This window comes from Sediminivirga luteola, from assembly GCF_014639315.1.
In the GTDB taxonomy this organism is placed as follows: domain Bacteria; phylum Actinomycetota; class Actinomycetes; order Actinomycetales; family Brevibacteriaceae; genus Sediminivirga; species Sediminivirga luteola.
Map to the genome: position 1 here is coordinate 71,535 of NZ_BMFY01000004.1, position 26,252 is coordinate 97,786.

Consider the following 26,252-nt stretch of genomic DNA (forward strand, 5'->3'; position numbering starts at 1 on the left):
CTCAGCAGTCCGGGGCGTCGTCGGCACCGGGGATCTGAGCCGGAAGCCGGCCCCGGGCGGTGAGTTCTCCGGCGACATAGGCGGCGACCGCGTCGAGCGCCTCGGGTCCGTCGTGATAGACGGCGAGCTTGGCCGCGGCGTCACTCTGCTCGAGGATCCACGGGGCTCCCAGCGACACCGCGAACGCCGCATCGCCCGCGCCGATGCTGCCCCTCCCCAGGACGACGGCCTCCGCTGCGGTATCCGTGACCTGCACCCCGCGCTCGCCCAGCGCCCCGGCCAGCCACTCCCGTACACCCGCATCGGCGCCCTGGAGCCGGACCTCCTCAGGCGGTTCTTCCAGCCGGCACTGCCCGGCGACGACGGTGAGGGACCGCTCGGCCAGTAGCGTCCGCAGCTCCCCGGGCGAAGCCTCCGCAAGGCCCGGATCGCCGCCCAGCGCGGGCAACTCCGCAATCGAATCGGCCTCCCCGGCACGAGCGGTCCACAGCTGCAGTGCCACCACGCGTTCAGCGGCCGTCTGCAGCCGGTCCGCGTCCAGGTCTCCGCTTTCCAGGGCCGACAGCACGGCCCGGTGCGCCGCCACCGGGTCCGGCGGCATGAGCGCCAGATCCGCGCCCGCGTTCAGAGCCCGCACCGTCTCCTGGCCCGCCTCGGGAGCAGCCTGCCGGGCAGCGGCCATGTCCAGCGCGTCCGTGACGAGCACCCCGTCGTAGCCAAACTCCTCCCGCAGCAGCCGGTAGGCGCGCGGCGCCATCGACGCCGGCACGCCGTCAGTCTCCGCGAAGGCGATGTGGCCCACCATGACGCTGGCGACCCCCGCTTCGATAGCGGCCGCGAACGGAGGGAACTCACGCTCGCGAAGTTCCTCCATCCCGGCGCCGAGCTCACCGGCCTCATGATGCGTGTCCACCGTGAGCGCACCGTGCCCGGGGAAATGCTTGGCGCTGGCGGCCAGCCCCGCGCCCTGCTGCCCGCGCACCGCGGCGGCTGCGATCCGTGCCGCCAGCCCGGGATCGTCCGAGGCGGCCCGCACGCCGATGGTGATGTCCCGCGCGCCGATGGTGACATCGGCGGTCGGCGCGAAGTTCATGGTGAAGCCGAGACCCCTCAGCTCCGCGGCCTGCGCGTGGATGCTGGCGGCCGTCAGCGCCTCGTCGCCCGCGGCGCCGTGCGCCATCAGCGGCGGCATCGTCGCCGCCGCGCCGCCGAGGCGTTCGACCGGGCCGCCTTCCTGGTCGACGCTGATGAGCACCGGGGCCTCCCTGTCCTCGCCGGCGGCGGCGAGGCCGGCGGTGACGGCGCGGACGTCATCGGCGTCCGGGCTGCCCGGCAGCGCCGCGGACATCACGATCGCCCCGGCGAGATGGTGGGAACGGATCAGCTCGGCGACATAGCCGGAGTCCGCTCCGGCGGTGGCGACGATGACGCTGCCCGCCAGTTCCTCATCGTCCATCCCGGCGACGATCTCCTGGGCTCGTTCCCGGTCCTCTCCGCTCGGCCCCGGTGGCAGCTCGGCCTCCTGCACGTCGCTGTCCTCGCGCCCGGCGGCGTCGCCGGGCGGGGAGGGCTGGGCGGCCCGCTGTCCCGGGGGCATCGAGCCGCCCAGCAGAACGGCCAGGACGAGCGCGCCGAGCAGGACCAGCAGGCGGGAACGCATGCGCCCATCGTAGAACGGCGCAGCATGGGCGGTCCGGTGCCTGGCATACTGTCCTGGACCGGGAAGCATGCTGTCCTGGACCGGGAACGCCCTTCCGCGGCCCCTTTTACGCCCATCGAGACGAGGAGCGCCATGGCCATCGAGTTCGCCCCTTCGGCCCGCTCCACCATGGGCGTGGAGTGGGAACTCGCGCTGATCGACCGGGCCTCCGGTGATCTGATGCCCGTCGCGGAGCATGTGCTCCAGGCGGTGTGCGGGCAGGGACAGCAGGAGCATCCGCGCATCAAGCAGGAAATGATGACCAATATGGTCGAGGTCATCACCGGGGTGTGCCGGACGGCGGCGGAGGCCCGGGCGGACCTGACCGCCTCGGTCACGGAGCTGCGGCAGGCGACCGATCCGCTCGATCTGGAACTGCTCAGCGCCGGCACGCATCCTTTCGCGCAGTGGGCGGAGCAGCGGGTCACGCCGAAGCCGCGCTACGCCGAGCTGATCAACCGCACCCAGTGGTGGGGCCGGCACATGATGATCTTCGGCGTGCACGTGCACGTCGGCGTCGATCACCGGGACAAGGTGCTGCCCATCCTGAACTCCCTGCTGCGGTACTTCCCTCATCTGCAGGCACTCTCGGCCTCCTCACCGTACTGGGGCGGCGCGGACACCGCCTACGCCTCGAACCGGGCGATGATGTTCCGCCAGCTCCCCACCGCGGGACTGCCGTACCAGTTCCGCCGCTGGGAAGAGCTGGAGCATTACACCGCGGACATGCTCACCACCGGCGTCATCGATGAGTTCAACGAGATCCGCTGGGATCTGCGGCCGGCGCCGCATCTTGGCACCATCGAGATGCGGGTGTGCGACGGGGTGCCGACGCTGGACGAGATCATCTCGCTGGCGGCGTTCACGCAGTGCCTGGTGGACGACCTCAACGAACGGTTGAGCGCCGGGGAGGACCTTCCGACCATCCCGGACTGGTTCGTCACGGAGAACAAGTGGCGGGCCGCGCGGTATGGCATGGAGGCCATCATCATCACCGACGACGCCGGCAATGAGCGGCTGGTCACGGAGGATCTGGCGGATGAGCTGGAGCGACTCCAGCCGGTGGCGGAGCGGCTGGACTGCCTGGACGAGCTGGCCGGGGTGTGGGACATCGTGAAAGCCGGCGCCTCGTATCAGCGCCAGCGTGCCGTGGCGATGCGCCACGGCGGGAACCTGCGCGCCGTGGTCGATTCCCTGGTCGCGGAGATGAAGGCGGACCGGCCGCTACCGGACTTCAGCCGCAGCTGACCCGGCACCGCCGAGGGGTGCCCGGAACCATCGAGGCGGCACCGCCGGTGCGCGCCTATCGGGCGAGCTCGGCTTCCAGGCGGGCGCGGTGCTCGGGCCAGGCGGCGGCGAAACCGGGATGCAGCGGATAGTCAGTGACCTCGCCCAACGGCACCCAGCGCAGTTCCACGCTCTCGGGGTCGTTGACGTACTCGTCCAGTCGCTCCCGGGCGACCGCCAGGACCGTGGTGTAGCTCCACACGTCCTTGTCCAGCACATGCGTGCCGATGATGCGGACGTCGGCGCCGTCCAGGCGGGGCACGCCGGCCTCCTCGTGGCATTCGCGCAGCGCGCCGGTGACCGCGTCCTCACCCACGTCGAGCGCACCGCCGGGGATGCCCCAGGTGCCGCCGTGGGCCGACCACGCCACCCGGTGCTGCAGCAGCACGCCACGGCCGGGATCGCAGATGAGCATGCCGGCCGCGCCCAGACGGCCCCAGTACCTGCTGCCGTCTGGCGCCTCTACCCAGCCGTCGCCGGCACGGCGGTGCAGGCGCACCTCGGGAGGCGGGCCTGCCGCACCGGACGTTCCGGACACGGATTCCCGGTCGCGACGCGGCTCCCCGGCGGGCGTCCCCGGTTCCGGTGTCACGGCGGGCTCAGACAAGGACATCCTCCACGTCCAGCGAGGAGATCGCGCCGAAGTCCTGCGCCGAGGGACTCTGGCCGCGACGGACCAGCTCCGCGCCGAGAGCGGCGATCATCGCGCCGTTGTCCGTGCACAACGGCAATGGCGGCACCCGCAGCGCGATGCCGGCCTCCTCGCAGCGTTCGGCCAGCAGCTCCCGCAGCCGGCGGTTGGCTGCGACTCCGCCGCCGAGCAGCAACCGGGGGATGCCCAGGTCGCGGCAGGCCAGCACCGCTTTGGCGGTGAGGACGTCCACCACGGCTTCCTCGAAGGAGGCGGCCACATCGGCCAGCCGCAGCTCCTCGCCATCCCGTTCGGCCTGCTCAAGGCGGCGGGCCACGGCCGTCTTCAGCCCGGAGAAGGAGAAGTTGTACCGGTGGCCGCGTTCCGGCCTCAGATCGTCCGCCCGGGAAAGGCCGCGCGGGAACCTCAGCGCATCGCGCCGGCCCGGCTGGCCGTCGTCGGAGTACGTCCCCATCGCCGCGGCAGAGATGCTCGGGCCGCCCGGGTAGGGCAGGCCCAGCAGGCGCGCGGTCTTGTCGAAGGCTTCCCCGGCGGCGTCGTCGATGGTCGCGCCGAGCAGTTCCACGTCCTGGGCGACATCTCGCAGGACCAGGATCTCCGTATGCCCTCCCGAGACCAGCAGCGCCACGGTGGGTTCGGCGTCGAGCGTGCAGGCCTCGTCCAGGAGGTCCACCGCGACGTGCGCCACGAGGTGGTTCACTCCGTAGACCGGCACGTTCAACCCCTGGGCGAGGGACTTGGCGGCTGCCACGCCCACCATCAGCGCCCCGGACAGGCCGGGCCCGGCGGTGACGGCGATGCCGTCCAGGTCCCGCAGGCTCACGCCCGCCTCGCCGAGGGCTCGCTGGACGGTGGGGGCGAAGGCCTCCAGATGCGCCCGGGAGGCGACCTCCGGGACGACGCCGCCATAGCGGACGTGTTCGTCCATGCTGCTGGCGACGGCATTGGCCAGCAAGGTGCGTCCGCGCACGATGCCCACACCGGTCTCATCGCATGACGTCTCCACCCCGAGGATGAGCGGCCCTGCCCCGTTCGGGGCGGCACCGAGCGCGGGCACGGCGCTGTTCCCGGCGGCGCGGTGCACCGGCTCGGTCCTTTTCGTGGCGGCGTCCTGTGCCGGCGCGCCGGATGCAGAGGAACCCGGCCGTGGTATGGGGCTGGCCGCCGTGCCGGTCACTGCGCTCATAGGCCGTGCTCCTGGGCAAAGCGGGCCGCCAGCTGACGGTACTGGTCCTCGAGCCGCTCCATATGGCTCTCCGGATCCTCTGGCAGCGCGATCCGCTCGGCGTAGGCCTCGAAGCGGTCCGCGAAGTACTCCAGGACGGGCCCAGCCTCGGCGATCTCCTGCACGTCCAGGCCGTCGTCCGAGGGGACGAAGGTCATGGTGAAGACGATGACGTCGTCGTTCACCGTGGCGCCCAGCCGCCAGCTGGCGGAGAAGTCGATCTCGCCCTCCGGGCCGGCCTGGCCACCGAACTCGATCAGCACGGCCTGGCCGGGTTCGCACGCCACCACCAGCCCGTACCCGGCGTCGCCGAAGTCCAGGAGCCCTGCATCCTCATCGAGCCAGATCCACGGCGCGAACCACTGCTCCGTGGCCCGCGGCCCGGTCAGCTGGGCCCACGCCTGCTCCGGGCTCAGGGCCGGCCGGCGCTCGATGATCAGATCGACGCCGCCTTCCCACAGTTGCAGGCGCGGTGCGGTGTTCATACCGGGAGCCTATCAACGTGCACGGACATCGAGCCGCATGAGTACGGCGGTGACGTCATCGGCGTAATATCCGCGCCTGCGGCCCAGCACGGTGAAGCCCAGGCTCTCGTACAGGCGCCGGGCCGGTACCGCGTCCTCGCGGACCTCCAGCATGAGACGGGTGGCACCTTGACCGGCGGCAGCGTCGATGAGGGTGCTCATCAGCGACCTGCCCACGCCGCGTCCCTGCACGGCGGCATCCACGCCCACAGTCTGCACGTCCGCGTCCGGGCCGGAGACCGCCAGGCCCGCGAAGCCGCGGACCCGGCCGGCGTCCTCGGCGACCCAGTAGGACCGGCCGGCGGTGGTCAGCTCGGCCCAGAACAGCTCGGGGGCCCAGGCATCGGCGGCGAACAGCTCCCGGTCCAGTCTCACGACCTCGTCGACGTGCCACCAGCGCATGGGCTGAATGCGCGGCGTATGGTCCGGCGGAACGGCGGGAGCGGGGGGCATCAGCGCAGGCGCCGCGTCCTGGCGGGCTGCTCGGCGGCATCGGGGCGACGCAGATACTCCGGTCGCGGTGGCAGGAGATCCTGGCCGGCGGCCAGCCGTAGAACGGCGACGGCGCCGAGATCCTCTGCGCGGGGGTCCAGCAGGGATTCCTCTGGGAAGCCGGGGGCTCCGAGGACGTCCGGATACAGCGCGAACCCCCTGCCGGCGCGCACCTCACCGGGCATGAGCGTGGCAGCCATCGCGGCGGGAGCGGACACCTCCGGTCCCTCGATCCGAAGCGGCGCGCCGGCAGCGTCCATGCCGCGGTAACGGGACCAGTAGACCTCTTTGCGGCGGGCGTCGGTGGCAACGGTGACGAGCGCCTCCGCATCGCCGGCCCGGGCCAGCGCTGCATGGGCCAGAGCATCGGCGCTGTGCACTCCCCCGACCGGCACGTCCAGCGCCAGACCGAGCCCGATGGCGGCGGCGATGCCCACCCGCAGACCGGTGAACGGCCCGGGCCCGATGCCCGCGACGATGCGGCGGATCTTCTCGCGGTGCCCGCCCAGCAGTTCCTCCAGAGCGGGGGTCAGCAACTCGGCGTGCCGTCGCGCAGCCGGCTCATGCCAGGCGGCGACGGTCGTCCCGTCGTCGGCGAGGAGGGCCGCAGAAGCAGCGGCGGAAGTGTCGATGGCGAGCAGCACCGCTCCAGTGTACCGAGGGTCCTGACGGGAGACCCGGGCGCATCTCAGAGCACTAGTAGCCGACGAAGAACGCCGTCAATCGCAATTAATCCGAGAGGATCCAGTGTTCCGACCTTCCGAACCAGACGCCTCATCTAGGTATGCGGCGAAAATCCGGCGAGGGCTGCGGCCAGGGCTTCTCGCCGGGCCGCCCAGGCATCCCCAACGGCGCGAACGGTGAGCAGGCGCGGCTCGTCCAGGACATCCGTCAAGCCGTGCTCACCGGGTGCGGCCTCGGGTTCCGCCGCATCGGCGCGATCGGTGCCGTCCTTCTCCAGTGCGATCCCGCCGGCCGGCCGCACGCCCGTGCCGCGGACGCAGGGATCGCCGGAGCCGGCGGCATCAGCGGAGCGCCGATCTTCCTGCCGGACGGGCTCCTCAGCCTCCCGCAGCGCCTCGCGGTCGATGACGACCTCAAGCCGGGAGGCCGCCAGCTGCTCAGCTTTCCCCTCGCCCCATTCGACCACCACGACCGCACCGCTCAGCTGCGAATCGAGATCCAGATCGTCCAGCTCCTCCGGCCCCGAGAGGCGGTAGGCGTCCACGTGCACCAGACCCGGGCCGTCTGCGCGAGGACGGTGTTCCCGGGCGACGATGAACGTCGGTGAGGTGACCCGGCCGCGCACGCCCAACCCCTCGGCCAGGCCCTGGGTGAAGGTCGTCTTCCCGGCTCCGAGCCCGCCGGTGAGGATCAGCAGATCACCGGCACGCAGCAATCCGGCCAGTCGCAGCGCGCAGGACCGCATGGCCGCGGCATCGGCGATCTCCACGCGCAGCGGATCATCCGCCGCGGCTGCGGCCCGTTCCCCTCCGGCGTTCACGTCCACTCCCGGCGCAGCCGTGCCGCCAGCTGGGTGACCACTTCGTAGTTGATGGTGCCGGCCCAGCGGGCCCAGTCATCGGCGCCGGGGTCGCCCTCCTCAGCGCCGATGAGGGTGACCGGCTCACCCAGCCGCACGGGCGCATCGCCGACGTCCACGACGAACTGGTCCATCGCGATCCGCCCGGCCACCGGGTGACGCCGGCCGCCGATGCTCACCTCTGCCTGCCCGGAGGCGGTGCGGAGGATGCCGTCACCGTAGCCGCCGGGCACGAGCGCGAAGGTGGTCTCCTCGGGCGCACGATAGCTCAGGCCGTAGGAAGCGCCGTGCCCGGCGGGCACGCGCTTGAGGTTGACCACCGCGGAGTGCAGTTCGAGCGCCGGCCGCAAGCCCAGATCCTGGGCACTGCGTCCCTCCAGCGGCGAGAGCCCGTAGAGCGAGAGGCCGGGACGGATGGCGTCGAAGGCGGCCGAGGGGCGCGTCAGCGCGGCCGGGGAGTTCGCCAGGTGCGCCACGGCGTCCTGCGCGCCGGGGAGCTCGCGGATCTGCGCGAGCACCTCGCGGAACAGATCCTCCTGAGCGTCGTTGGCCTCGTCGTCCGGCCAGTCGGCGTTCGCCAGGTGGCTGAACACGCCGGTCAGCGCCAGTTCCGGCGCCTCCACGATCACCCGGGCCGCCGGGACCGCTTCTGTCAGGACGAAGCCGTTACGGCCCAGACCGGTGTCCAGCTTCAGATGCACCCGAGCTTGCCGGCCGGTGGCACGGGCCGCCAGGCGCACCTGCTCCAGAGCGTGGCCGGTGGAGACGCCGAGTTCGATGTCCTGCGCCACCGCGTCCTTCAGCTCAGCGCCGGGACCGTAGAGCCACGCCATCAGCGGGGCGTCGAGTCCCGCGCCGCGCAGTTCCAGTGCCTCTTCGACGGTGGCGACGCCGATCCGCCAGGCGCCGGCCTGAGCGAAAGTCCGGGCAGCTTCCAGCATGCCGTGCCCGTAGGCGTTGGCCTTCACGACGGCGATCACGCGGCCCGAGGGCGACTGCTCCCGCAGCCGGCTCAGATTGTGTTCCAGGGCAGCCCGGGAGACCCGGGCGTGGAGGGGCGTCACGGCTGGCGTCGGTGCGGGGACATCGGGCTTGCTCGGGACAGTCACAGATCAAGCCTAATGCGTCGCCGGGCGATGCCATGCGACCCCTCAGGGGTGGCCCTCACGTCACGCGGACATCTTATTTCCGGGGCCGCGCACTGATTCCCGGGGAGCTCACGCGGAATTAGTGCACCGCCGGGGACGTAACTCGACCGCGCCTGGCCTCGGTGGCCACCGCCCGAGCCGCTTGCCTGCCCGGCAGCCGGATTCACTCCAGGATGAGACGCGCCTTTGAGGCGCGTCATCGGCACGCATCCTTATCCGAAACGCAGAACCCACGACACCAGTTGTGGGTCGATGACGTTGCTTATGCCAGCGTCCGCTTCGACGGGGTCATGGGGCACCGCCAGGTCACCGATGCCTACCTCGCTCAACTGGCCCGGAGTCACAGCGGCCGGCTTGCCACGTTCGACGGTGGTCTCGCCGCACTCCACGACGATGTCTCCACATTGGTCCCGACCGGATGAGGAACGAATAGCCCGTCGGCGGACTCCGTCTCCAGCCGAACGCTCCGAGCCGGCGACTCAAGCGAGCAGGCACTCGGGAGTCCCGCCGGCTATGCCTCAGCCTCGCCGCCGACCGCCGCAGCAACGGCGTCCGCGAGTGCCAGGCGCCGCTCAGCGGTTTCCGGACGGGGATCGTCGAGCGCGCACACCACGACCCGTCCGGCGCCGACGGCGACGGTGAGCAGCGTGTCCTGGTGCGCCATCACCAGATCGCGCACCCGCCGCGTCCAGTCCGGAGCGGACTCGGCACTGGCACCGGCTGCGCGTGCCCCGGCCTCGGCACCGTAGCCCTCTTCAGGGTTCCCCGCAGCCCCACCCCCTACGGCGCCGGAACTGTTTTCCTGGCGGTGCCCGTCGTCGGCCGTCCTGGCGGCGTCCCATCCTTCGCGCGCACCGTCCACCCACGCCGGTGGCCCGAGCAGCGGATCGATGGTGGCCCGGTTGGTCACCGCGAATCGTCCCGGTCCGGTGCGAGCCGGGACGGAGACGACCTCCCGGTAGGCGGTTCCCCGCGTGGAACCGGGCACGGCACGCAGTTTCCACGTCTCGATCCGCGACTGACCCGCCGGGCCCTCTCGCCACAAGCGCAGCATCGCCCGGTCGGCGCGCCAGCCTCTGGGCAGGGCCAGGGCGACTTCGTCCTGGTCTGGGGCGCCGTTCGGCGCCGTCTCCCATCCGTGCTGCGCAGCCCACGCCGCGCGGACGGGTGCCAGCCGGTGCAGGCGTGCCGTGCCGCCCCAGTGCCGTTGCACTGTCAGGAACGCGAGCACGGCGACCACGATGATGACCGTGAAGATCGCCAGCTGCGCGAGCCGCGGCAGAGGCGCCAGCACCGGGGCGAGCCCGACCAGCGCGACCAGGGTCAGCACCGGAACGAGAAGGACAGCACCCTGCGACCAGAGCCAGGGGAAACGGGGCACATCACCGTGACCCTGGCCAGGCGCCGCCGTGCCCCGCCTATGCTCCCGGCTGTCCCGGTTCATCTCGCTCTGCTGCCTTTCCAGTTTCCAGCCGTCTTCCGGCCGTTCCGGTGCCCGCGGATCCTCCGGCCACTGCGCACCATCATGCGCCGAGCAATCCGCTCAGCGTATCCCGCACAGCCCAAGCGAGGTCGCGAGCGCGCACCGGTCCTGGCCGCCGATGGCCTGCCTCATGCCCGAGCTGCGGTCCCTGCCGGAGCTCCCTTCCGCGCCGGGGACTCCCGCCGTCCGGATGGTGGTGCCAGGCGGAGAGGCCGTGGATTTCGGCGGCCGCTGCGGCCAGCTCAGCCATGCGGGGCAGATCCTCGTGCGAGGCGCCTTCCAGGAAGCCCGCTGCCAGCGCCGCGCCGATGATGCCCGTGAGCACGTCTCCGCTGCCGGCCGTGGCCAGCCAGGGGGTTCCGGCGGACTGCGCGAACACGGGCCCGGAAGGCACGGCGACGAGCGTCACCGCGCCTTTGAGCAGCACCACAGCGGCGGTCAGCTCCGCGGCGCGGCGGGCGTACCGCACCGGCGCCGCTTCGATCTCCTCGCGTGCCGCGGGCTCCCCCAGCCGCCCGAGCAGCCGGGACAGCTCGCCGGCGTGAGGCGTCAGCACGGCGGGGAACGCCAGCGGTCCGTCGAGCAGATCCAGGGCGGCGGCGTCCAGTACCGCCGGCGGCACCCGGCTGCCGGGGCGGGCAGAGCCGTCCTGGGCGGTGCTGCCCGCGGCATCGGCGGCGATCTGGTGCATGATCGCCTGCATCCGCTCCGGTTCCGGGGCTCCCGGTCCCAGCGCCCATGCCTGGACACGGCCCTCCCCCGGCACGGTCTCGGGGCATGCCTGCAGCACCGCGGTGCGGGCGGGCTCGGCGGTGAGCACCCTGAGCATCCCGACACCGGTGGACAGCGCCGCGGTCGCGGTGAGAATCGCGGCGCCGGGATATTCGGCGGAGCCGGCAAGCAGACCCAGCACCCCGCGACTGTACTTGTGCGCCGTCTGCGCCGGCGTGGGCCATACGCCGGCCAGGTCCGCCGGTTCCAGGCTCAGCACGTCAGGTGCCGTATCGATCTCCACGCCGATGTCCGCCACCTCGACGCGGCCTGCCGCCACCCGGCCCGGGGGCAGCAGCAGGCCGGCTTTCTCCTCCGCGAAGGTGACCGTCACATCGGCGGCGATGTACTCCGGCAGGCCATCGGCGGCGTCACTGCGGGTCGTCCCGTCGGTCCCGTCCACCCCGGAGGGAATGTCAACGGCGATCACCCGCTGTGTGCCTGGCCGCGGTCCGCGCCGGCGCGCAGTCCCTTCCGGCCCGCGCCGGTGCCCGGCCGGCACGTCCGCGGCAGGCGTGTTCCGACCGGGCTCCCGCTGACCGCGGGCCTCGCGCCAGTGAGCGACCGCCGAGGCCAGCGCCGCCGGCAGCCCCGGCCGGGCTCCGGTGCCGAAGACCCCGTCCACGACCAGCTCGGCATCCGCCAGGCGCCGGCCCAGGGCGGGAGCGTCCGCCGCGTCCAGTGCCAGCGCGTCCACGAGCTCCACGCCCACGCCGGCACGGGCCAGGTGCCCGGCGGCAATCCGTGCGTCCCCGCCGTTGTTGCCGGGACCGGCCAGCACCACGGCGCGCCGGCCGTAAGCGCCTCCGGCGTGCTCACGAAGCTCCCGCAGGCACACCTGTGCCAGGGCATAGGCGGCGCGGGCCATCAACGTCTCGCCCAGGCCCCGGTCCAGCAGCGGGCGCTCGGCGGCGCGGACGTCAGCGGCTGTATAGCCTCTGCGCATGCAGTGGCCTCCTTCCGGCAGTCAAGGACCGGCGGATGCCAGCCGGTCATCCCTTACGTGCGCGCATCCCTCCGGGGAGAGTGCCTTCCGCAGGCGCATCCGCAACGGAATCATCCTTGCCGGAACCACGCCGGGCAGGCAAGCATTCACCCTGCACCCGCTTCGGCAGGCCAGCGCTCACCCCTCGGCGAGCACCTCATCGGGCAAGCGCCTACCCTTCAGCGATCACATAGGCGATGGCCAGCGCGGCGTCGTGGCTGAGCGAGAGGTGCATCCGCCGGCCGCCCAGCTCCCGCAGACGCTCGGCGACGGCGCCGCTGAGCCGCAGAGCCGGCTCGCCGTGCTCACCGGTGACCACTTCGACCTCCCGCCAGGGCAGCGTCCTGGGATAGACGAGCGCCTTGGCCGCCGCCTCCTTCGCGGCGAACCTCGCCGCCAGGGACTCCACGGTGCGCGGCGTCCCGGACGGTGTGGTCCGCTCAGCGGGGGTCAGCAGGCGGTCCAGCAGCTCGGGGGTGCGCTCGATCCGCTCCCGGAACCGGCGCACATCGGCCACGTCCACGCCGACGCCGATGATGTTCATACCGCCGGTACCGCGCTCACTCCACCGTGACGGACTTGGCGAGGTTGCGCGGCTGGTCCACGTCCAGGCCCTTGCTGGTGGCCAGCGCCATCGCGAAAATCTGCAGCGGCACGGTGGTCAGCAGCGGCGCCAGCAGGGTCGGGCTCTGGGGCACGTAGATGACCTCGGAGGCGTACTCCCGGACCGCCTCGTCGCCCTCCTCGGCGATCACGAGGGTGTTGGCGCCGCGGGCGCGGACCTCCTGGATATTGGAGATGACCTTGGCGTGGAGGGAGTCCCGGCCGCGCTTGGAGGGCACGATGATGAACACCAGCTGGCCCTCCTCGATCAGCGCGATGGGCCCGTGCTTGAGCTCTCCGGCGGCGAAGCCCTCCGCGTGGATGTAGGCGAGTTCCTTGAGTTTGAGGGCGCCCTCCAAGGCCACCGGGAACCCGACGTGGCGGCCCAGGAACAGCACCGAGCCGGCCTCGGAGTACCGCAGCGCGAGGTCCTGCACCTGGCCCTTGGTCTGCTCCAGGATCTGGCTGAGCTTGGCGGGGATCTGGTGCAGCTCGTCCAGGATGGCGCGCACCTCGTCGGCGAACTTGTTGCCGCGCAGCTGCGCCAGGTAGAGGCCCAGCAGGTAGCAGGCGGTGATCTGCGCCAGGAACGCCTTGGTGGAGGCGACGGCGATCTCCGGGCCGGCGTGGGTGTACAGCGCCGCATCGGATTCACGCGGGATGGTGGAGCCGTTGGTATTGCAGATCGCGATGACCTTGGCGCCCTGCTCGCGGGCGTGCCGGACGGCCATGATGGTGTCCATCGTCTCGCCGGACTGGGAGACGGCCACCACGAGGGTCTTCTCGTTCACCACGGGATCGCGGTAGCGGAACTCGTGCGCCAGCTCCACCTCGGTGGGGATGCGGCACCAGTGCTCGATGGCGTAACGGGCGACCTGCCCGGCGTAGGAGGCGGTGCCGCAGGCGATCACCACGATCTTGTCGATCGACTTCAGCACGGACTCGTCGATGTTCATCTCGTCCAGGACGAGCCGGCCCTCGGCGTCGGTGCGGCCCAGCAGGGTGTCGGCGACGGCCTGCGGCTGGTCGTGGATCTCCTTCTCCATGAAGGAGTCATAGCCGCCCTTTTCCGCGGCGGCGGCGTCCCAGTCCACGTGGAACGGCTTGCCCTGGACGGGGTTGCCCTGCAGATCCACGATGGCGACGCTGTCCGGGGTGATCGTGACGACCTCGTCCTGCCCGATCTCCAGGGCCTCGCGGGTGTGCTCGATGAACGCCGCGACGTCCGAGCCGAGGAAGTTCACGCCCTCGCCCAGGCCGATCACCAGCGGTGAGTTGCGGCGGGCGCCGACGACGGTGTCGGGGAAGTCGACGTGCACGGCCAGCAAGGTGAAGGCGCCTTCCAGGTCCTGCGCAGTCAGGCGCATCGCCTCGGTCAGGTCACCGCTCTGGCGGAGCTTGCCTGCCAGCCAGTGGGCCGCCACCTCGGTGTCGGTCTCGGAGTGGAACTCCACGCCCTCGTCCAGGAGCTGCTGCTTCAGCTGGGCGTAGTTCTCGATGATGCCGTTGTGGATGAGCGCGAGCTTGCCGTCATCGGCCAGGTGCGGGTGGGCGTTGTTGTCGGTCGGGCCGCCGTGGGTCGCCCAGCGGGTGTGCCCGATGCCGGTGTGCGCCTCCGGCAGTGGCGTGGCTTCCAGGTCTGCCAGCAGATTGCCGAGCTTCCCCGCGCGCTTGGCCGCGTGCACGCCCTCGCTGCCGTTGACCAGGGCCACGCCGGCGGAGTCGTATCCGCGGTATTCCATGCGCCGCAGACCGGCGAGGATGACATCGATGGCGGGAGCAGGCTCAGACGCGCCCGGAGCGGCCGGGGCGGAGACGTATCCGACGATTCCACACATGGCAGCGATTCTAGCCCGCCGCCGATGTGCATTCCCTGCACGACGGCTTCACCGGCAATGCGGAGCACGAGGTTAGTCCGGTACGTGGGGCGGCGTTGGGGCGCGCAGAGGCACAAAGCCCCTCGCAGAAGACACGATCATCGTGCCAGAACAACACCTCAATGCCGAAACACCACCGTCTACGGTGTTGTTCTGTCACCACCGTGTTGTTTTGCGCCCCTGGCACAGCGGTGCGGTTCTGGCAGGGCGGTCATCAACGGTTCGACGCGCCAAAGCGCCTGCCCGAACGGAACTGGGCCGCCGTGGGGACCGGAGCGCCCACTGCCGTGTCCGAAAGGACGTCAGGCGAGCGGCACTGTCCTCACATCCAGCCCTTCGATGCCTTCGAAGTCACCCGGATTACAGGTGTACAGCGGAATGCCCCGAGACAAGGCGGCCGCGGCGATCAGCGCATCGTAAGCGCGCGCCGCAGTCTTACGGCCGGACGCCCGCAGCGAGGCGGCGACGCTACCGAACGCCCGCGCCGCATCCGCATCGAAGGGGACGACCGGGAAGTCCGCTTCAGCCTGCTGCAGATGTCTCTGACGTGCTGCGCGCTGGTCCGCGCGGGCCGCCACGAGGGGCCCGACGGAGAGCTCGGCCAATGTGATGGAGCTGATCATCGCTTCGGCCGGAAGAGTACCTGGATCGCGTACGTCGCCAAGAGCAATGACGGTGGACGTATCGAGAATCCCCCGGGCGTCGTTCATAACGCGGCGTCCAGGAACTCATCCAGATCACGCCGGAGTTCGCTCGCATCGATGCGCGGCAACGCGCGACGCCGGGCGATGAGCTCCTCAGGGCGAGGACTCCTCCGTGGAACGGGACTCAAGACGGCCACGCTCTCACCGTCCCGGGTGACCAGCACCGATTCACCGCGCCCCACTCGCTCCAGGACCCGGCCGCCATGATTGCGAAGATCGCGGACCGTGACATGTTCCATACCATGATGGTATCACCGGTGATACGCCGACGTGCAGCATCTTTTCCGGCTCCGGCCGCCTCCACGGCAGCGACCCCTTGGCTGCGCAGAGCGATGTACGGCCGGATGCCGGCTTCAGCCCGCCGCGGCTGGGTCAGGCCGTCGGGACTGGTTCAGGCCGCCGCGGCTGGTTCAGGCCGCCACCGCTGGTTCAAGCCGCCACGGCGGAGAAGGCGGCGCGGAACCGCTCCAGCGCGTGCACCGGATCATCGGACGCCCACGCCTCCAGGGCGATGACGCCCGAGTACCCGGCATCGGCGAGCGCGGCGGCGATGTTCGGGTAGTTGATCTCCCCGGTGCCGGGCTCCTGGCGGCCGGGGACATCGGCGACCTGGATCTCACCCACCCAGGGCAGCAGTTCGCGGGTGCGTTCGATCAGGTTCCCCTCGTCGATCTGGGCGTGGTAGAGGTCGAAGTTCAGCCGCAGTGCGGGGCTATCCACCGCCTGCACCAATCGCACCGTGTCCTCCGAGCGGGCGAAGGGGGTGCCGGGGTGGTCCACGCGGGTGTTGAGGTTCTCGATGGTGAAGACCCGGCCGGCCTCCTCCCCCAGCGCCGCCAGGCGGCGGAGCGTGTCCACCGCGCGGAGCCAGTCCGATCCGCTCGTGGTCCATCGCGGGCTGACCGGTATCCCGTCCCCGTCCAGGCCGGTGCCGTGGATGTTCAGCCGGGGGCAGTCCAGTTGCGCGGCTGCGGCCAGGGAACGCTGCGCGGTCTGCAGGAACGCCTCGGCGCCGTCCGGATCGACCAGATCCCCGGAGATGTACCCCGTCATGGAGGAGAACGCGGCACCGGTGGCACGCAGCTCGCCGAGGTCCTTGGTCGTCCAGTCCCAGATCTCGACCTGGAAGCCCAGGTCGTGGATCCGGGTCACGCGCTCGGCGAAGGGCAGGTCGAGGAACAGCATCTCGGCGTTGGCCGCCAGCACGGCGCTCATCGGGCACCATCCGTCTCCGCCGGGCCACCCGGGACGATAGCGCCTTCCGAATCCAGCCGCACCGGGCCGCCGCGAGTGACGGACTCGATGCAGGCCAGCGCCACCGCAAGTGCCGCGCGGGCGTCATGACCGGTCGGACCGGCGGCCTCCCCGCTGCGCACGGCCTCCGCGAAGGCCACGAGTTCTGCCGTGTAGGCGTCGTGGAAGAGGTCGATGTTCTGCCGGGTCGTCTCGCTGCGCTGCCCATCCGCCGCGTAGTGGCGCATGGCCGTGGCACGGACATGGCCGGCGGTGACCATGCCGCCGGAGCCGAAGAACTCGCCGCGCACGTCATAGCCGTAGACGGCGGAGAAGCTGGCCTCGGCGGTGGCGAGCGCGCCGTTGTCGTAGCGGATGGTGACGACGGCGGTGTCCAGCAGCCCGTGGGGCTTGTAGTCCGGGGCCACCAGGGCATCGGCGAACGCGGAGACCTCCACCGGCCGCGCTCCCGGATTGAACCACGCCAGCGTGTCGAAGTCGTGGATGAGGGTCTCCAGGAAGATCACCCACGGCTTCACCGCCGAGGGGTCGGCCAGGCCGGGGTCGCGGGTGAGGGACCGCATCAGCTGCGGGACGCCGATACCGCCACCCTCGACGACACGATGGGCCGCGGCGAAGTCCGCGCTGAATCGCCGGTTGAAGCCGACCTGCAGGGGCACGCCGGCCCGGGCCGCTGCGGCGACGGCACGGTCGGCATCGGCGAGGGTGAGGGCCATGGGCTTCTCCACGAAGACGGCCTTGCCGGCTTCCGCCGCGGCAACCACGAGGTCCGTGTGGGTGAAGGCCGGGGAGGCGATCACGACGCCGTCCACCGCCGGATCTGCCAGGATCTCGTGCGCGTCGGTATGAGCGGTGGCGCCGAACGGCGCGGCGATGCACTCGGCGGCACCGGGGCGGGGGTCGGCGACCGCTGTGAGGACGGCGCCGGGAATACGCGTGGCGATGGTCTCGGCGTGGAAGGTGCCGATCCAGCCCGCGCCGATGAGGCCCAGCCGGACCGGGCGGGCCGGTGAGCGTCCTGCGGGGCTCGCGGACGCCGAGGACGCCGGGCCTGCCACAGCCGATGCGACCGCCTGGTCCGCTGTGACCGATGCGGCTGCCGGGGCTGCGGCGGAGGCGGCCGCCGGGCCGCTAGCTGCGCCTGGGTGGGGTGTCGGGGTCATGAGGCTCCTTCGTCCGGGCGGTAACGCCCGGCAGTTCCGTCGTCGTTGACAGGCACGTCGAATTGGCACGTGCTAGTTTAGCTGCGCACTTGCAGCGCGTTATTCACGAGTGAGGGTATCAGCAGATACTAGAACGTGCTAGTTTCTATCCGAGATCACGGGAGTTGCTGCTCGGCCTGGGTTGTGCCATGAGTGTCATCGTGACTCAGGCTCACATGCGCGTCCCGGTCATCGTGGCTCAGACCCACGGGCGCCGTCACGATCGTCGTGGTCCAAGGAACCCGGTCCACGGAATCCGTTCCTCTCGGAGGCCTGCGGTATGAGGCGCCTCGGTCATTGCTCCGGTCCGCGGCGAGGCGGCCCGGTGCTGCCCCGGACCACCAGATGCGCCGGAACGAGATGGCCCGGCGGCCCTGGCGCGTGCCCAGCAACCGCCCTGACGGACCCGCCGTCGCGGGATTCATCGGGCATCGGCCCCTCGGCGGCGCCTCCGGACGGCCCGGCCGCCGCGTCTTCGGCGGCCTCGATCCGGCGGTGGACGGCCTCGACCGCGAGCGCGGCCATCCGCTCCGGGTCCGGGTGCACGCTGGTGAGGTCCACGAACGGCAGCCGGGCGACCGTGCTGTCGTCGAACCCGATCACGGAAACGTCCTCCGGGACGCGGAGCCCGCCGCGCACGAAGGTCTCCAGCACGCCGAACGCGCAGCGGTCGTTCACGCAGACCACCGCCGTCGGCCTGTCCGTGCGGGCGAGGAGCCGCTGGGCCGCCGCGTACCCGCCTTCCTCCGTCAGCGGGCTGGGAACGACCTCGGCGTCGCCTGTCCGTCCATGCCGGTCCATGGCGTCCTGGTATCCCGCCAACCGTTCGGCGGCATTGGGTCCCTCGTCCGGGCCGATGTACGCGATCCGCCGATGCCCCAGCCCCACCAGGTGGCCGACCGCCTGGGCGATCCCGGCGGCATTGTCCACCCGGATCCGGTCGTAGGGCTCACCGCGGGCGGGGGACGCCTCCAGTCCGCCGAGCAGGACCGTGGGGATCCCCGCCGGCAGTCCCGCGATGGTGCCGGCACCGGCCTCGGCGGCGAGCACGATGAGTCCCTCGATGCGCTGTCTCATCAGTTCACCGAGTGCCACCTCCTGCGAACGCGTGCGGCCCATGGTGCTGAGCACCAGGCGGTATCCCAGCCGGCCGGCCTGCTCGTAGAGCGCATCGACCAGGTCCACCTCAAAGGGCTGCCGCATGGTGAACAGGACTCCCAGCTGCCCGCTCCTGCTGCGGCGCAGCAGCCGCGCGGACTCGTCCGGGTGGTAGCCGAGCTCGCGGGCAGCATCCAGCACCCGCCGGCGCGTGCTGTCACTGGCACCGTCGGCGTCGCGCAGCACGATGGAGACCAGCTGACGGGAAACGCCCACCCGATCGGCGATGTCCTGCATGGTGGGGCGACGCTGCCGAGGACGCGGCGGTACTGCTGCACTCATGCGGTCCATCATGTCCGGCGGCGAGGTGCTTTGACCAGGCGCTCTGACCGTGGCGGTGCACGTGGCACGGTCGTGCCCGGCGTTACGCCCGCGCTCTGGCAGCCCGGTCGTGATCCTTGTTATGCGCCGCGCCGCTGCTGGCGGCTCACCGCCGGCACGCACGCCCTGAGGGAACGGGTCGGCGGGGCGGCGCCTGACCGCGCCACCGCCGGCGTGCAGAATAGTGGGCATGCCGAATCCTGATCTCGACCGGGAACGCAGCCTCGCCGGGCTCTCCCCGCGCCGCGCCGCCGCCGAGGACGCCAGCTCGCCGTTCTGGGAGTTCGACCGGGATTCGTGGTCAAAGCTCGCCAGCTCCATGCCGCTTCCGCTCACTGACGCGGACCTGGAGCGCATCCGCGGCCTGGGCGAGCGGATCGACCTGCAGGAAGTGGAGACCATCTACCTGTCGCTGTCCCGGCTGCTGAACCTGCACGTGGCCGCCCGGGGCCAGATGCACCGCATGACGCGGAAGTTCTTCGAGCCGCTGGAGGAGAACGAGGTCGTCCCGGTGCCGGACCGCACGCCGTTCGTCATCGGCGTGGCCGGCTCGGTGGCGGTGGGCAAGTCCACGACGGCACGGGTGCTGCGGGAGCTGCTCTCCCGCTGGCCGGACACCCCCCGGGTGGAACTGCTCACCACGGACGGCTTCCTGTACCCCAATGCGGAACTCGCGCGGCGCGGCATCTCCGACCGCAAGGGCTTCCCGGAGTCCTATGACCGGCGGGCGCTGCTACGGTTCGTCTCCGCGGTGAAGTCCGGGGCGCAGGAGGTGCGCGCGCCGGTCTATTCGCATCTGACCTACGACATCGTCCCCGGCGCGGAGGTCGTCGTGCGCAGCCCCGATGTGCTCATCGTAGAGGGCCTCAATGTGCTGCAGCCGGCCCGGCCCCGCTCGGACGGGCGGTTCGGCGTCTCCGTGAGCGACTACTTCGACTTCTCCATCTACGTGGACGCGCGCACCAGCGACATCCGGGACTGGTACATCGACCGGTTCATGAAGCTCAAGACCGGCGCCTTCGCCAATCCGGAGTCGTACTTCCACCGGTACTCCAAGCTGAACGAGGACGAGGCGCGTACGCTCGCCGGCGAGATCTGGGACAACATCAACGGCCCGAACCTGCGGGAGAACGTGCTGCCCTCACGCGGCCGCGCGGACCTCATCCTGCGCAAATCCGCGGATCACGCCACCCGCCGCATCATGCTGCGCAAGCTCTAGCCGCGTCCGCCTCAGGCCTGGGCGGTCACGAACCGCGCGACCGCCGCGAGGACCTGCTCGTCGACGCCGTGGCCCAGCGCTTCGGACCGTTCTTCGGTGAGGGCCGTATGCCCGGCCATCCATTGCCTGATGCGTTCCTCGTCGGCTTCCGTGAACAGCGGGTCCATCGCGCCGTGCCCCCACAGCGCGGGCACCTGCCGCGCGGCCAGCGCCTCATCCCCCGGCATCGGCGCCGGGAAGGGCGCACCGGAGAGCTGGACCACCCAGTCGAGGGCCAGCGGGTTGCGCCGCAGCAGGTGCAGGGCGAGCATGGCGCCCTGGGAGAAGCCGATGGCGCCGATGACGCGGCCGGGAACGCTCTGCCGCCACGCCTCGACCGCGGTGGCGGACTCGTCGAGCATGCCGATGTCCGACGGGTCGATGGGTGGCGGGGCCAGCCATGCGTAACCGGCACCGGAGGCGAAGATCCCCCGCAGCGAGGCGTAGACGAACCGTCCGGGCAGCGAGGGCGTCAGGCCGAGCAGATCGTCCTCGTTGCTGCCCAGACCGTGGAGCAGCAGCACGATCCGGCTGTCCTGTCCGGGCGGATGCGGGAACCAGCGCACCGCGGCCGGGTCGATCCCGGCCGGGCCGGTGCCCAGTCGCGTCACGGGCGGGAAACCGTAGGGGTTCGGAGTGCTCATACCCGATGAGCCTACTCAAGGCCCGCTGTGCCGTGCTCGCGTCACGGCGACCGGCATGCGAGAGAACGCCGTGCTCCCTGGCAGCTTGATCTACCCTGCCCGGGACGGCAAGGCGCCTGCCGCGTCCCGCCAGCGCAGCGCCAGGTGCAGCTCAGCGAGCTGCCGGGCGTCCAGCGGATTCGCGCCGGTGAGTTCCTCGATCCGGCGTATCCGGTAGGCGATGGTGTTCACGTGGACGAACAGTGCCCGGGCGGCGGCCGACTGCGACAAACCGTGATCCAGCAGCGCCCGGAGGGTTTCCACCAGGTGCCGATGCCCGTCCAAGGGTTTCAACCGCCTGGCGATCCGGTCAGCCAGCCTCGGCCGGTCCGCGAGCAGCACCTCCACCAGGACATCCTGATACCGGGTCACCGGGGCCAGTGCGAAGTTCACGCTGGCCTGCGCCGCCGCACGCGCCTCGCTGATCGACTGCGCCGCCTGCCCGAGCTCCGCGGCGATCTCGCCGATACCGGCCACCCACCCGCCGTCGGCGTCCACCAGCCCCGGTGCGGCAGACAGCTGCGCGGCCGCGTCGACCTCCTCGCTGCGCGGGGACATCAGCAGGACGCTCATACCGTGCACATCGCCCACCAGGACGGGCGCGGTCGAGTGTGGCCTCAGCGCCTCCCGGAGCCGACGCCGCAACCGCTGCAGTTCCACCGCGTCCAGGTTCGGCGCGGCGATGGCCACCGCAAGCTGCGGATGCCGCGGGTCCAGCCCGAGGTCCCGGGCGTCCGCTTCCAGCTCCGACAGCGGGCGGCCGAGGGAGAGCTGCTGGAGGAACTGGTCCTCGCGCCGGCGACGCGCATCCTCGATGGTCGCCGATGTCTCCCGGTAGGAGTTGATCATGTGGTCGGTGAGGAGATCGAAACTGCTGATCACCAGATCGACGTGCGCACTACGGACTTCGCCCGGCCAGTCCGCTGAACGCGCCATCACATCCATCAGGATGGTCCGCTCGGTGGAACGATAAGCCTGCGCGACGGATTCCAGCGGTACCCCGAGGGCCGCGCGTCGCGCCCCCAGGTGCCGCGCTTCGCCGAGTTCGTCGAAGGTCGGCGGGCTTCCCCGCCGTGCCACGCGGATCGCCAGGCGGACGTTCTCCCGCACCGAGGGCGCGAGCTCGTCCAGCTGCATGCGGTCCGCCGAATACCCCGGATAGCGATTCCAGATGGACTCCACCGCCTGCGCGGCCAGGGCATCCTCGTCCGGCTCATAGGGCGATATTTGTGAGGTCATCACAATAGAGTAGCCCGATGATCGGAAAAGCTCCGGTGTTTCTTGGGTTGATTCCCTGAGACAGTGGAGTCATGACAGCCGAGGAAGGCGCCGACACCGTCGTCGCGCACCAGACGGCCCACCAGGCCGGACCCGACGTCGACGTCGTGGTCGCCGGCGGCGGCATGGCCGGATTGACCGCAGCCGCCACCGCGGCCAGCCACGGGGCCACGGTCCTGTTAGCGGAGGCCGGTGAGAAGCCCGGCGGCGCGGCATGGTGGTCGAACGGGCTCTTCTGGACCGCACGCGACCTGCAGACCTACCGCCGGCACATCCCCGACGGGAACCCGGTCATCGCGGAACGGATCATCGCCGGCATGGATGATGCCCTGGAACAGATCCGCGCGCTCGGGGTGCCCATCTCCGCGCACCGGACCGACCCGGTGATGGCCATAGGTGCCGGTCATGCCATCGACATCCGCGCGCTGATCCAGGAACAGGAAGCACGCCTGCGCCGGCACGGCGGCCGCATCGTCACCGGTGCGCGAGTGACCGGCGCCGCGTTACGGGAGGGAGCCGTGGACGTGCGCATCTCCTCAGGTGGATCCGAGCAGCGCGTGCGGTCCTGGGCACTGGTTCTGGCCACCGGAGGCCATCCCAGCAGCTGGCCGGCTTCCAGCGACCTCGCCGACCAGCCTGTCCCCGGCGTGGCCCGCCGGTGCCTGCTGCACAGCCGCGGGGACGGACTGAGAGCGGGGCGCGAGCTTGGCGCCGACACGGCAGGTCCCCCTGAAGGCGTTTACGGCCATCTGGTCCCGGCGCCATTGGCGGAGGACTGGACACCGGCGTCGTTCGTCCGGCTCTCGCAGTACTACTCCGACGCTGCCGTGGCTCTGGACCTCCGGGGACGCCGCTTCGCAGACGAAACCCTCGGTGACGAAGTCCTCAATCAGGCACTGCTGGACCACACCGAGACCGCGCGGGCCTCCGGCGACGCCGACGCGGGCACCACCACGCCGCCCTTGGCCGTGTTGCTCTTCGACGACCGGGTACGGCGCAGCCGGGCAACCGAGGAGTCCTATCCCGGGCTGGGTCCCCTGGACCGTTTCGCCGCCGCGGTCGATGCTGGAGGCGCCAATCTCACCGCCGAGGACGTCCCCGGCCTCGTGTACGGCCTGGCCGCCCTCGGTGTGGACACCGGAACGGCGAGGACCACCGTGGAGCGCTACCGGGAGGCGATCGCATCCCGGAGCGGCATTGCAGACGGCGTGCCCGTCACTGCCGAGGCCGACCCGTTGACCGAGGCGCCCTTCCATGCACTTCTCGTTCAGCCCTCGGTGACCATGACCTTCCACGGTGTCCGGACGGACGAGCGCTTCCGTGTCCTCGACCGCGGCGGGCGGCCCGTCCCCGGGGTCTTCGCCGCCGGTGCCGACGCAGGCGGCCTCCAAGGACGGCGGTATGCCGGCGGATTGGCTCCCTCTTTCATAGGAGGGCGCACAGCAGGTCTGGAAGCCGCCCGGCTCGCCGCCTCAGCACAGGGGACGCGACGATGAGCGCCGTACACGACACCGCCGACGTCGTCGTCATCGGAGGCGGCGGAGCCGGGCTCACCGCCGCAGCTCATGCCGCCGCCGAGGGCGCCAGCGTAATCGTCCTGGAGAAAGCACCTCACCCGGGCGGCAGCACGGGGCTATCGGTCGGCTCGTTCTCCGCGGCACGGACGACATACCAGCGCCGCGCCGGAGTAGAGGACACGGTGGCGGACTTCATCGCGGACATGGCGACGGCCAACGGAGACCTGGAATCCCGCGAGAACACCGAGTTGCGCGAACTGCTCGCCCGCGACTCCGGACCGGCATTCGAATGGCTCGCCGCCTTGGGCATCGGTTTCCTTGGTCCCACTCCCGAGCCGCCGTTCCGTCTGCCGCGGATGCACAATGTCATGCCCCACTCCGGGGTGTACATCACGGCGCTGCTGCGTGAATGCCGACGACGCGGGGTGCAGATCGTCCTGAACGCTCGGGTCGATGCGCTCCTCACCGGTGAGGAGGGAGAGGTCCTGGGCGCCCGTGCCTCAGGCCGGCGCTATAGCGCCCGTCGGGGAGTCATCCTCGCCACCGGCGACTACTCAGCCGCCGCGGACCTGAAAGCCCGGTTCGTGCACCCCGATGCCGCCGCGGTACCGCCGATCAACACCGCAGCCACCGGAGACGGCCATCGGCTCGGTACCGCCGCCGGCGGCCAGCTCACGCAGATGGACCGGCTCGCCGAGGGGCTTCGCTTCACCCCGCTACCGCGTTCGGGGCTGGTCGCGCGGCTACCCGCATCACGGGCGACGAGCGGACTCCTGGCGTGGGGCGCCCGGCAGGCACCGCGAGTCACCGCCCGGGTCGCCCGCGGAGCGCTCACCAGCTGGATGGCGCCCAGCGCCGCGATGATCGACCACGGTGCGATCCTGGTGAGCCGGCACGGCCGCAGACTGGCCGACGAGAGCGTCGAGAGCGCCCAGGCACGCGCGACGGCACGTAGTGGAGGGCCTGCGTACTTGGTGTTCGATCACGCGGTGGCCCAGCTGTTCTCCGGGTGGCCGCACCCGGTCTCCACCTTTCCCGGCGTGGCTTACGCCTATGTGCCCGACTACCGCCGGTTGCGACCGGACGTGTACCACGAGGCGCCCAGCCTCCACGGCCTGGCCGCACGCATCGGCGCCGAGGCGGACGTCCTCGGTGACACGGTCCAGCGCTGGAACAGTGCTGTCGCCGGCGGCCAGGACCTCGAGTTCGGACGCAAGCCGCCCCGGCGCGGCATCGACCAGCCCCCGTACTACGCGCTGGGTCCGCTGCACCCCTTCGTCACCCTGGCCGACGGCGGCCTCACGGTGGATCCGGACCTGCGGGTGCTACGTCCGGACGGCTCCGCGATCCCGGGCCTGCGGGCGGCGGGATCCGCCGGACAGGGCGGTCTTCAACTCGTCAACCACGGCCTGCACATCGCCTGGGCCGTGGTCTCCGGCCGGCGCGCCGGAACACTGAGCGCACGTGACCCCGCCCGCGATGCGCCGCTGCCCTTGACCGAACCGCCGTCAGCGCTGCCGCAATCGCCGAACAGCTGAGAAAGCCCTACCTCATCACCTAAGGAGCACAATGCAGAACGTCACTGAGCTGATGGACCGGCTCACCGCCCCGAGCGACGCCCTCATCGAGGATATGGCCCGCCTGGACGGCGATCTCATCGTCTTGGGCGTCGGCGGCAAGGTCGGGCCGACCCTCGCGATCCGCGCCGCACGCGCGGTTCAGGCCGCCGGGACCGGGGCCACCGTGTACGGTGCCGCGAGGTTCAGCGACCGCAGCGTCGCCGACACCCTGGAACGCGCCGGTGTCGTCCCGGTGACGGCGGACCTCACCGACGACGCGCAGATTGACGGCTTGCCCGACGCCAGGAACGTCGTGTTCATGGCCGGTCACAAGTTCGGCACCACCGGAAACGAGCACCACACCTGGATGATGAATTCGTACCTCCCGGGACGCATCGCCCAACGGTATCCAGCTGCGCGGACGGTGGCGTTCTCCACCCTTCTGATCTACCCGATGGCGCCGGTCGTCGAAGGCGGATCGAGGGAAAGCGACCCGCCGGGACCTCACGGCGAATACGCGGCCTCCTGCGTGGGCCGCGAACGCGTCTACGAGCACTTCGCCCGCGAGAACGGCACCCCGCTGGCGCTGTTCCGCCTCGGCTATGCGATCGAGACCCGTTACGGCGTCCTCGCCGAGATCGCCCAGGCGGTGAAGGACGGCACCCCCATCGACCTCTCGATGGGGCACGCCAGCGTGATCTGGCAGGGCGACGCAGCCGAGTACGCCCTGCGCTCGCTGCATCTGGCCGATACGCCACCCGTGGCGATCAACGCGACGGGACCTGAGCTGGTCTCCGTGCGCTGGCTGGCTCACCGCTTCGCCGAGCGGCTGGGACGCGAACCGGTGTTCGCCGGAGTCGAACAGCCCACCAGCTACGTGCTGGACGGCTCCGCGGCACACGAGGCTTTCGGCTATCCGCACACCACCCTGCCGCAGATGATCGACTGGGTGGCCGACTGGGTCGCCGCCGATGCCGGTTCGATCGGCAAGCCCACCAAGTTCCAGGAGCGCGGCGGGAAGTTCTGACC

24 protein-coding genes are annotated in these 26,252 nt (G+C 71.1%); 5 read left to right on the forward strand and 19 right to left on the reverse strand.

The annotated features are described in order from the left end of the window. Position 1 precedes the first annotated feature (1 nt). Positions 2-1,660 (reverse strand): glycoside hydrolase family 3 protein, encoded by a 1,659-nt coding sequence (locus IEW13_RS05395; protein ID WP_188549918.1) that lies wholly within the window; start codon positions 1,658-1,660, stop codon positions 2-4. Between the two features lie 132 nt (positions 1,661-1,792). On the opposite strand from IEW13_RS05395, the gene IEW13_RS05400 reads away from it, so the two are divergent. Continuing rightward, positions 1,793-2,947 (forward strand): glutamate--cysteine ligase, encoded by a 1,155-nt coding sequence (locus IEW13_RS05400; protein ID WP_188549919.1) that lies wholly within the window; start codon positions 1,793-1,795, stop codon positions 2,945-2,947. Positions 2,948-3,002: 55 nt separating this feature from the next. Here the strand turns inward: IEW13_RS05400 and IEW13_RS05405 are convergent, their stop codons facing one another. The 16 genes from IEW13_RS05405 to IEW13_RS05480 form a co-directional block, all read right to left on the reverse strand. Beyond that, on the reverse strand, positions 3,003-3,593 hold the full coding sequence (locus IEW13_RS05405) for an NUDIX hydrolase (protein ID WP_229744954.1): 591 nt from the start codon (positions 3,591-3,593) through the stop codon (positions 3,003-3,005). Continuing rightward, positions 3,586-4,824 carry a tRNA (adenosine(37)-N6)-threonylcarbamoyltransferase complex transferase subunit TsaD gene (tsaD, locus tag IEW13_RS05410; protein WP_188549921.1) on the reverse strand — a complete coding sequence of 413 codons (1,239 nt, stop codon included), beginning with the start codon at positions 4,822-4,824 and terminating at the stop codon, positions 3,586-3,588. Before tsaD ends, IEW13_RS05405 begins: the two co-directional genes overlap by 8 nt. Further along, a complete protein-coding gene (locus IEW13_RS05415; protein WP_188549922.1) occupies positions 4,821-5,348 on the reverse strand; it encodes an SRPBCC family protein in 528 nt (175 codons plus the stop codon). The genes tsaD and IEW13_RS05415 overlap by 4 nt, the downstream gene beginning before the upstream one ends. Positions 5,349-5,360: 12 nt before the next feature. Beyond that, entirely contained in the window at positions 5,361-5,789 is a 429-nt protein-coding gene (rimI, locus tag IEW13_RS05420) for a ribosomal protein S18-alanine N-acetyltransferase (protein ID WP_188549923.1), read from the reverse strand. A gap of 50 nt (positions 5,790-5,839) precedes the next feature. Then, positions 5,840-6,523 carry a tRNA (adenosine(37)-N6)-threonylcarbamoyltransferase complex dimerization subunit type 1 TsaB gene (tsaB, locus tag IEW13_RS05425; protein WP_188549924.1) on the reverse strand — a complete coding sequence of 228 codons (684 nt, stop codon included), beginning with the start codon at positions 6,521-6,523 and terminating at the stop codon, positions 5,840-5,842. A gap of 134 nt (positions 6,524-6,657) precedes the next feature. Further along, positions 6,658-7,383: a tRNA (adenosine(37)-N6)-threonylcarbamoyltransferase complex ATPase subunit type 1 TsaE gene (tsaE, locus tag IEW13_RS05430; protein WP_373283550.1), complete on the reverse strand. Its 726-nt coding sequence runs from the start codon at positions 7,381-7,383 to the stop codon at positions 6,658-6,660. Further along, a complete protein-coding gene (gene alr, locus IEW13_RS05435) occupies positions 7,380-8,531 on the reverse strand; it encodes an alanine racemase (protein ID WP_188549925.1) in 1,152 nt (383 codons plus the stop codon). Before alr ends, tsaE begins: the two co-directional genes overlap by 4 nt. 550 nt (positions 8,532-9,081) lie before the next feature. Continuing rightward, on the reverse strand, positions 9,082-9,951 hold the full coding sequence (locus IEW13_RS05440; protein ID WP_188549926.1) for a hypothetical protein: 870 nt from the start codon (positions 9,949-9,951) through the stop codon (positions 9,082-9,084). Between the two features lie 142 nt (positions 9,952-10,093). Next, positions 10,094-11,770 carry a bifunctional ADP-dependent NAD(P)H-hydrate dehydratase/NAD(P)H-hydrate epimerase gene (locus IEW13_RS05445; RefSeq protein WP_188549927.1) on the reverse strand — a complete coding sequence of 559 codons (1,677 nt, stop codon included), beginning with the start codon at positions 11,768-11,770 and terminating at the stop codon, positions 10,094-10,096. A gap of 211 nt (positions 11,771-11,981) precedes the next feature. Further along, the gene (locus IEW13_RS05450) at positions 11,982-12,353 is read right to left on the reverse strand and encodes a holo-ACP synthase (protein WP_188549928.1); all 372 of its coding nucleotides are present in this window, start codon (positions 12,351-12,353) and stop codon (positions 11,982-11,984) included. Between the two features lie 16 nt (positions 12,354-12,369). Then, complete coding sequence (gene glmS / locus IEW13_RS05455) at positions 12,370-14,250, reverse strand: glutamine--fructose-6-phosphate transaminase (isomerizing) (protein ID WP_188549929.1); 1,881 nt, start codon at positions 14,248-14,250, stop codon at positions 12,370-12,372. Between the two features lie 341 nt (positions 14,251-14,591). Beyond that, on the reverse strand, positions 14,592-14,999 hold the full coding sequence (locus tag IEW13_RS05460) for a PIN domain-containing protein (protein WP_188549930.1): 408 nt from the start codon (positions 14,997-14,999) through the stop codon (positions 14,592-14,594). Next, the gene (locus IEW13_RS05465) at positions 14,996-15,232 is read right to left on the reverse strand and encodes a type II toxin-antitoxin system Phd/YefM family antitoxin (RefSeq protein ID WP_188549931.1); all 237 of its coding nucleotides are present in this window, start codon (positions 15,230-15,232) and stop codon (positions 14,996-14,998) included. Before IEW13_RS05465 ends, IEW13_RS05460 begins: the two co-directional genes overlap by 4 nt. A 190-nt stretch (positions 15,233-15,422) precedes the next feature. Next, positions 15,423-16,208: a TIM barrel protein gene (locus IEW13_RS05470; protein WP_188549932.1), complete on the reverse strand. Its 786-nt coding sequence runs from the start codon at positions 16,206-16,208 to the stop codon at positions 15,423-15,425. Continuing rightward, complete coding sequence (locus tag IEW13_RS05475) at positions 16,205-17,410, reverse strand: Gfo/Idh/MocA family oxidoreductase (protein WP_188549933.1); 1,206 nt, start codon at positions 17,408-17,410, stop codon at positions 16,205-16,207. The genes IEW13_RS05470 and IEW13_RS05475 overlap by 4 nt, the downstream gene beginning before the upstream one ends. Positions 17,411-17,743: 333 nt before the next feature. After that, positions 17,744-18,889 (reverse strand): LacI family DNA-binding transcriptional regulator, encoded by a 1,146-nt coding sequence (locus IEW13_RS05480; protein WP_188549934.1) that lies wholly within the window; start codon positions 18,887-18,889, stop codon positions 17,744-17,746. 229 nt (positions 18,890-19,118) lie between these two features. Here IEW13_RS05480 and coaA point away from each other — a divergent pair, with 229 nt between their 5' ends. Next, positions 19,119-20,147 (forward strand): type I pantothenate kinase, encoded by a 1,029-nt coding sequence (coaA, locus tag IEW13_RS05485; protein WP_188549935.1) that lies wholly within the window; start codon positions 19,119-19,121, stop codon positions 20,145-20,147. Between the two features lie 11 nt (positions 20,148-20,158). On the opposite strand, the gene IEW13_RS05490 is transcribed toward coaA, so the two are convergent. Continuing rightward, on the reverse strand, positions 20,159-20,830 hold the full coding sequence (locus IEW13_RS05490) for an alpha/beta hydrolase (protein ID WP_188549936.1): 672 nt from the start codon (positions 20,828-20,830) through the stop codon (positions 20,159-20,161). Between the two features lie 90 nt (positions 20,831-20,920). Then, positions 20,921-22,108: a helix-turn-helix domain-containing protein gene (locus IEW13_RS05495; protein WP_188549937.1), complete on the reverse strand. Its 1,188-nt coding sequence runs from the start codon at positions 22,106-22,108 to the stop codon at positions 20,921-20,923. A gap of 71 nt (positions 22,109-22,179) precedes the next feature. On the opposite strand from IEW13_RS05495, the gene IEW13_RS05500 reads away from it, so the two are divergent. Genes IEW13_RS05500 through IEW13_RS05510 form a run of 3 tightly spaced genes read left to right on the forward strand, consistent with a single transcriptional unit; the run spans position 22,180 to position 26,250 of the window. Further along, positions 22,180-23,643 carry an FAD-dependent oxidoreductase gene (locus IEW13_RS05500; protein ID WP_188549938.1) on the forward strand — a complete coding sequence of 488 codons (1,464 nt, stop codon included), beginning with the start codon at positions 22,180-22,182 and terminating at the stop codon, positions 23,641-23,643. Then, positions 23,640-25,202 (forward strand): FAD-dependent oxidoreductase, encoded by a 1,563-nt coding sequence (locus IEW13_RS05505; RefSeq protein ID WP_188549939.1) that lies wholly within the window; start codon positions 23,640-23,642, stop codon positions 25,200-25,202. The genes IEW13_RS05500 and IEW13_RS05505 overlap by 4 nt, the downstream gene beginning before the upstream one ends. 31 nt (positions 25,203-25,233) lie before the next feature. Next, positions 25,234-26,250 carry an NAD-dependent epimerase/dehydratase family protein gene (locus tag IEW13_RS05510; RefSeq protein WP_188549940.1) on the forward strand — a complete coding sequence of 339 codons (1,017 nt, stop codon included), beginning with the start codon at positions 25,234-25,236 and terminating at the stop codon, positions 26,248-26,250. Positions 26,251-26,252: the final 2 nt, after the last annotated feature.

Coding starts and splice junctions, on each gene's coding strand:
- IEW13_RS05395 (WP_188549918.1), bottom strand. CDS start 1,660: ATGCGTTCCCGCCTGCTGGTCCTGCTCGGCGCGCTCGTCCTGGCCGTT.
- IEW13_RS05475 (WP_188549933.1), bottom strand. CDS start 17,410: ATGACCCCGACACCCCACCCAGGCGCAGCTAGCGGCCCGGCGGCCGCC.
- rimI (WP_188549923.1), bottom strand. CDS start 5,789: ATGCGCTGGTGGCACGTCGACGAGGTCGTGAGACTGGACCGGGAGCTG.
- IEW13_RS05400 (WP_188549919.1), top strand. CDS start 1,793: ATGGCCATCGAGTTCGCCCCTTCGGCCCGCTCCACCATGGGCGTGGAG.
- IEW13_RS05505 (WP_188549939.1), top strand. CDS start 23,640: ATGAGCGCCGTACACGACACCGCCGACGTCGTCGTCATCGGAGGCGGC.
- IEW13_RS05445 (WP_188549927.1), bottom strand. CDS start 11,770: ATGCGCAGAGGCTATACAGCCGCTGACGTCCGCGCCGCCGAGCGCCCG.
- IEW13_RS05495 (WP_188549937.1), bottom strand. CDS start 22,108: ATGACCTCACAAATATCGCCCTATGAGCCGGACGAGGATGCCCTGGCC.
- IEW13_RS05450 (WP_188549928.1), bottom strand. CDS start 12,353: ATGAACATCATCGGCGTCGGCGTGGACGTGGCCGATGTGCGCCGGTTC.
- IEW13_RS05480 (WP_188549934.1), bottom strand. CDS start 18,889: ATGAGTGCAGCAGTACCGCCGCGTCCTCGGCAGCGTCGCCCCACCATG.
- IEW13_RS05460 (WP_188549930.1), bottom strand. CDS start 14,999: ATGAACGACGCCCGGGGGATTCTCGATACGTCCACCGTCATTGCTCTT.
- IEW13_RS05470 (WP_188549932.1), bottom strand. CDS start 16,208: ATGAGCGCCGTGCTGGCGGCCAACGCCGAGATGCTGTTCCTCGACCTG.
- glmS (WP_188549929.1), bottom strand. CDS start 14,250: ATGTGTGGAATCGTCGGATACGTCTCCGCCCCGGCCGCTCCGGGCGCG.
- IEW13_RS05415 (WP_188549922.1), bottom strand. CDS start 5,348: ATGAACACCGCACCGCGCCTGCAACTGTGGGAAGGCGGCGTCGATCTG.
- IEW13_RS05465 (WP_188549931.1), bottom strand. CDS start 15,232: ATGGAACATGTCACGGTCCGCGATCTTCGCAATCATGGCGGCCGGGTC.
- IEW13_RS05500 (WP_188549938.1), top strand. CDS start 22,180: ATGACAGCCGAGGAAGGCGCCGACACCGTCGTCGCGCACCAGACGGCC.
- IEW13_RS05490 (WP_188549936.1), bottom strand. CDS start 20,830: ATGAGCACTCCGAACCCCTACGGTTTCCCGCCCGTGACGCGACTGGGC.
- coaA (WP_188549935.1), top strand. CDS start 19,119: ATGCCGAATCCTGATCTCGACCGGGAACGCAGCCTCGCCGGGCTCTCC.
- IEW13_RS05510 (WP_188549940.1), top strand. CDS start 25,234: ATGCAGAACGTCACTGAGCTGATGGACCGGCTCACCGCCCCGAGCGAC.
- tsaD (WP_188549921.1), bottom strand. CDS start 4,824: ATGAGCGCAGTGACCGGCACGGCGGCCAGCCCCATACCACGGCCGGGT.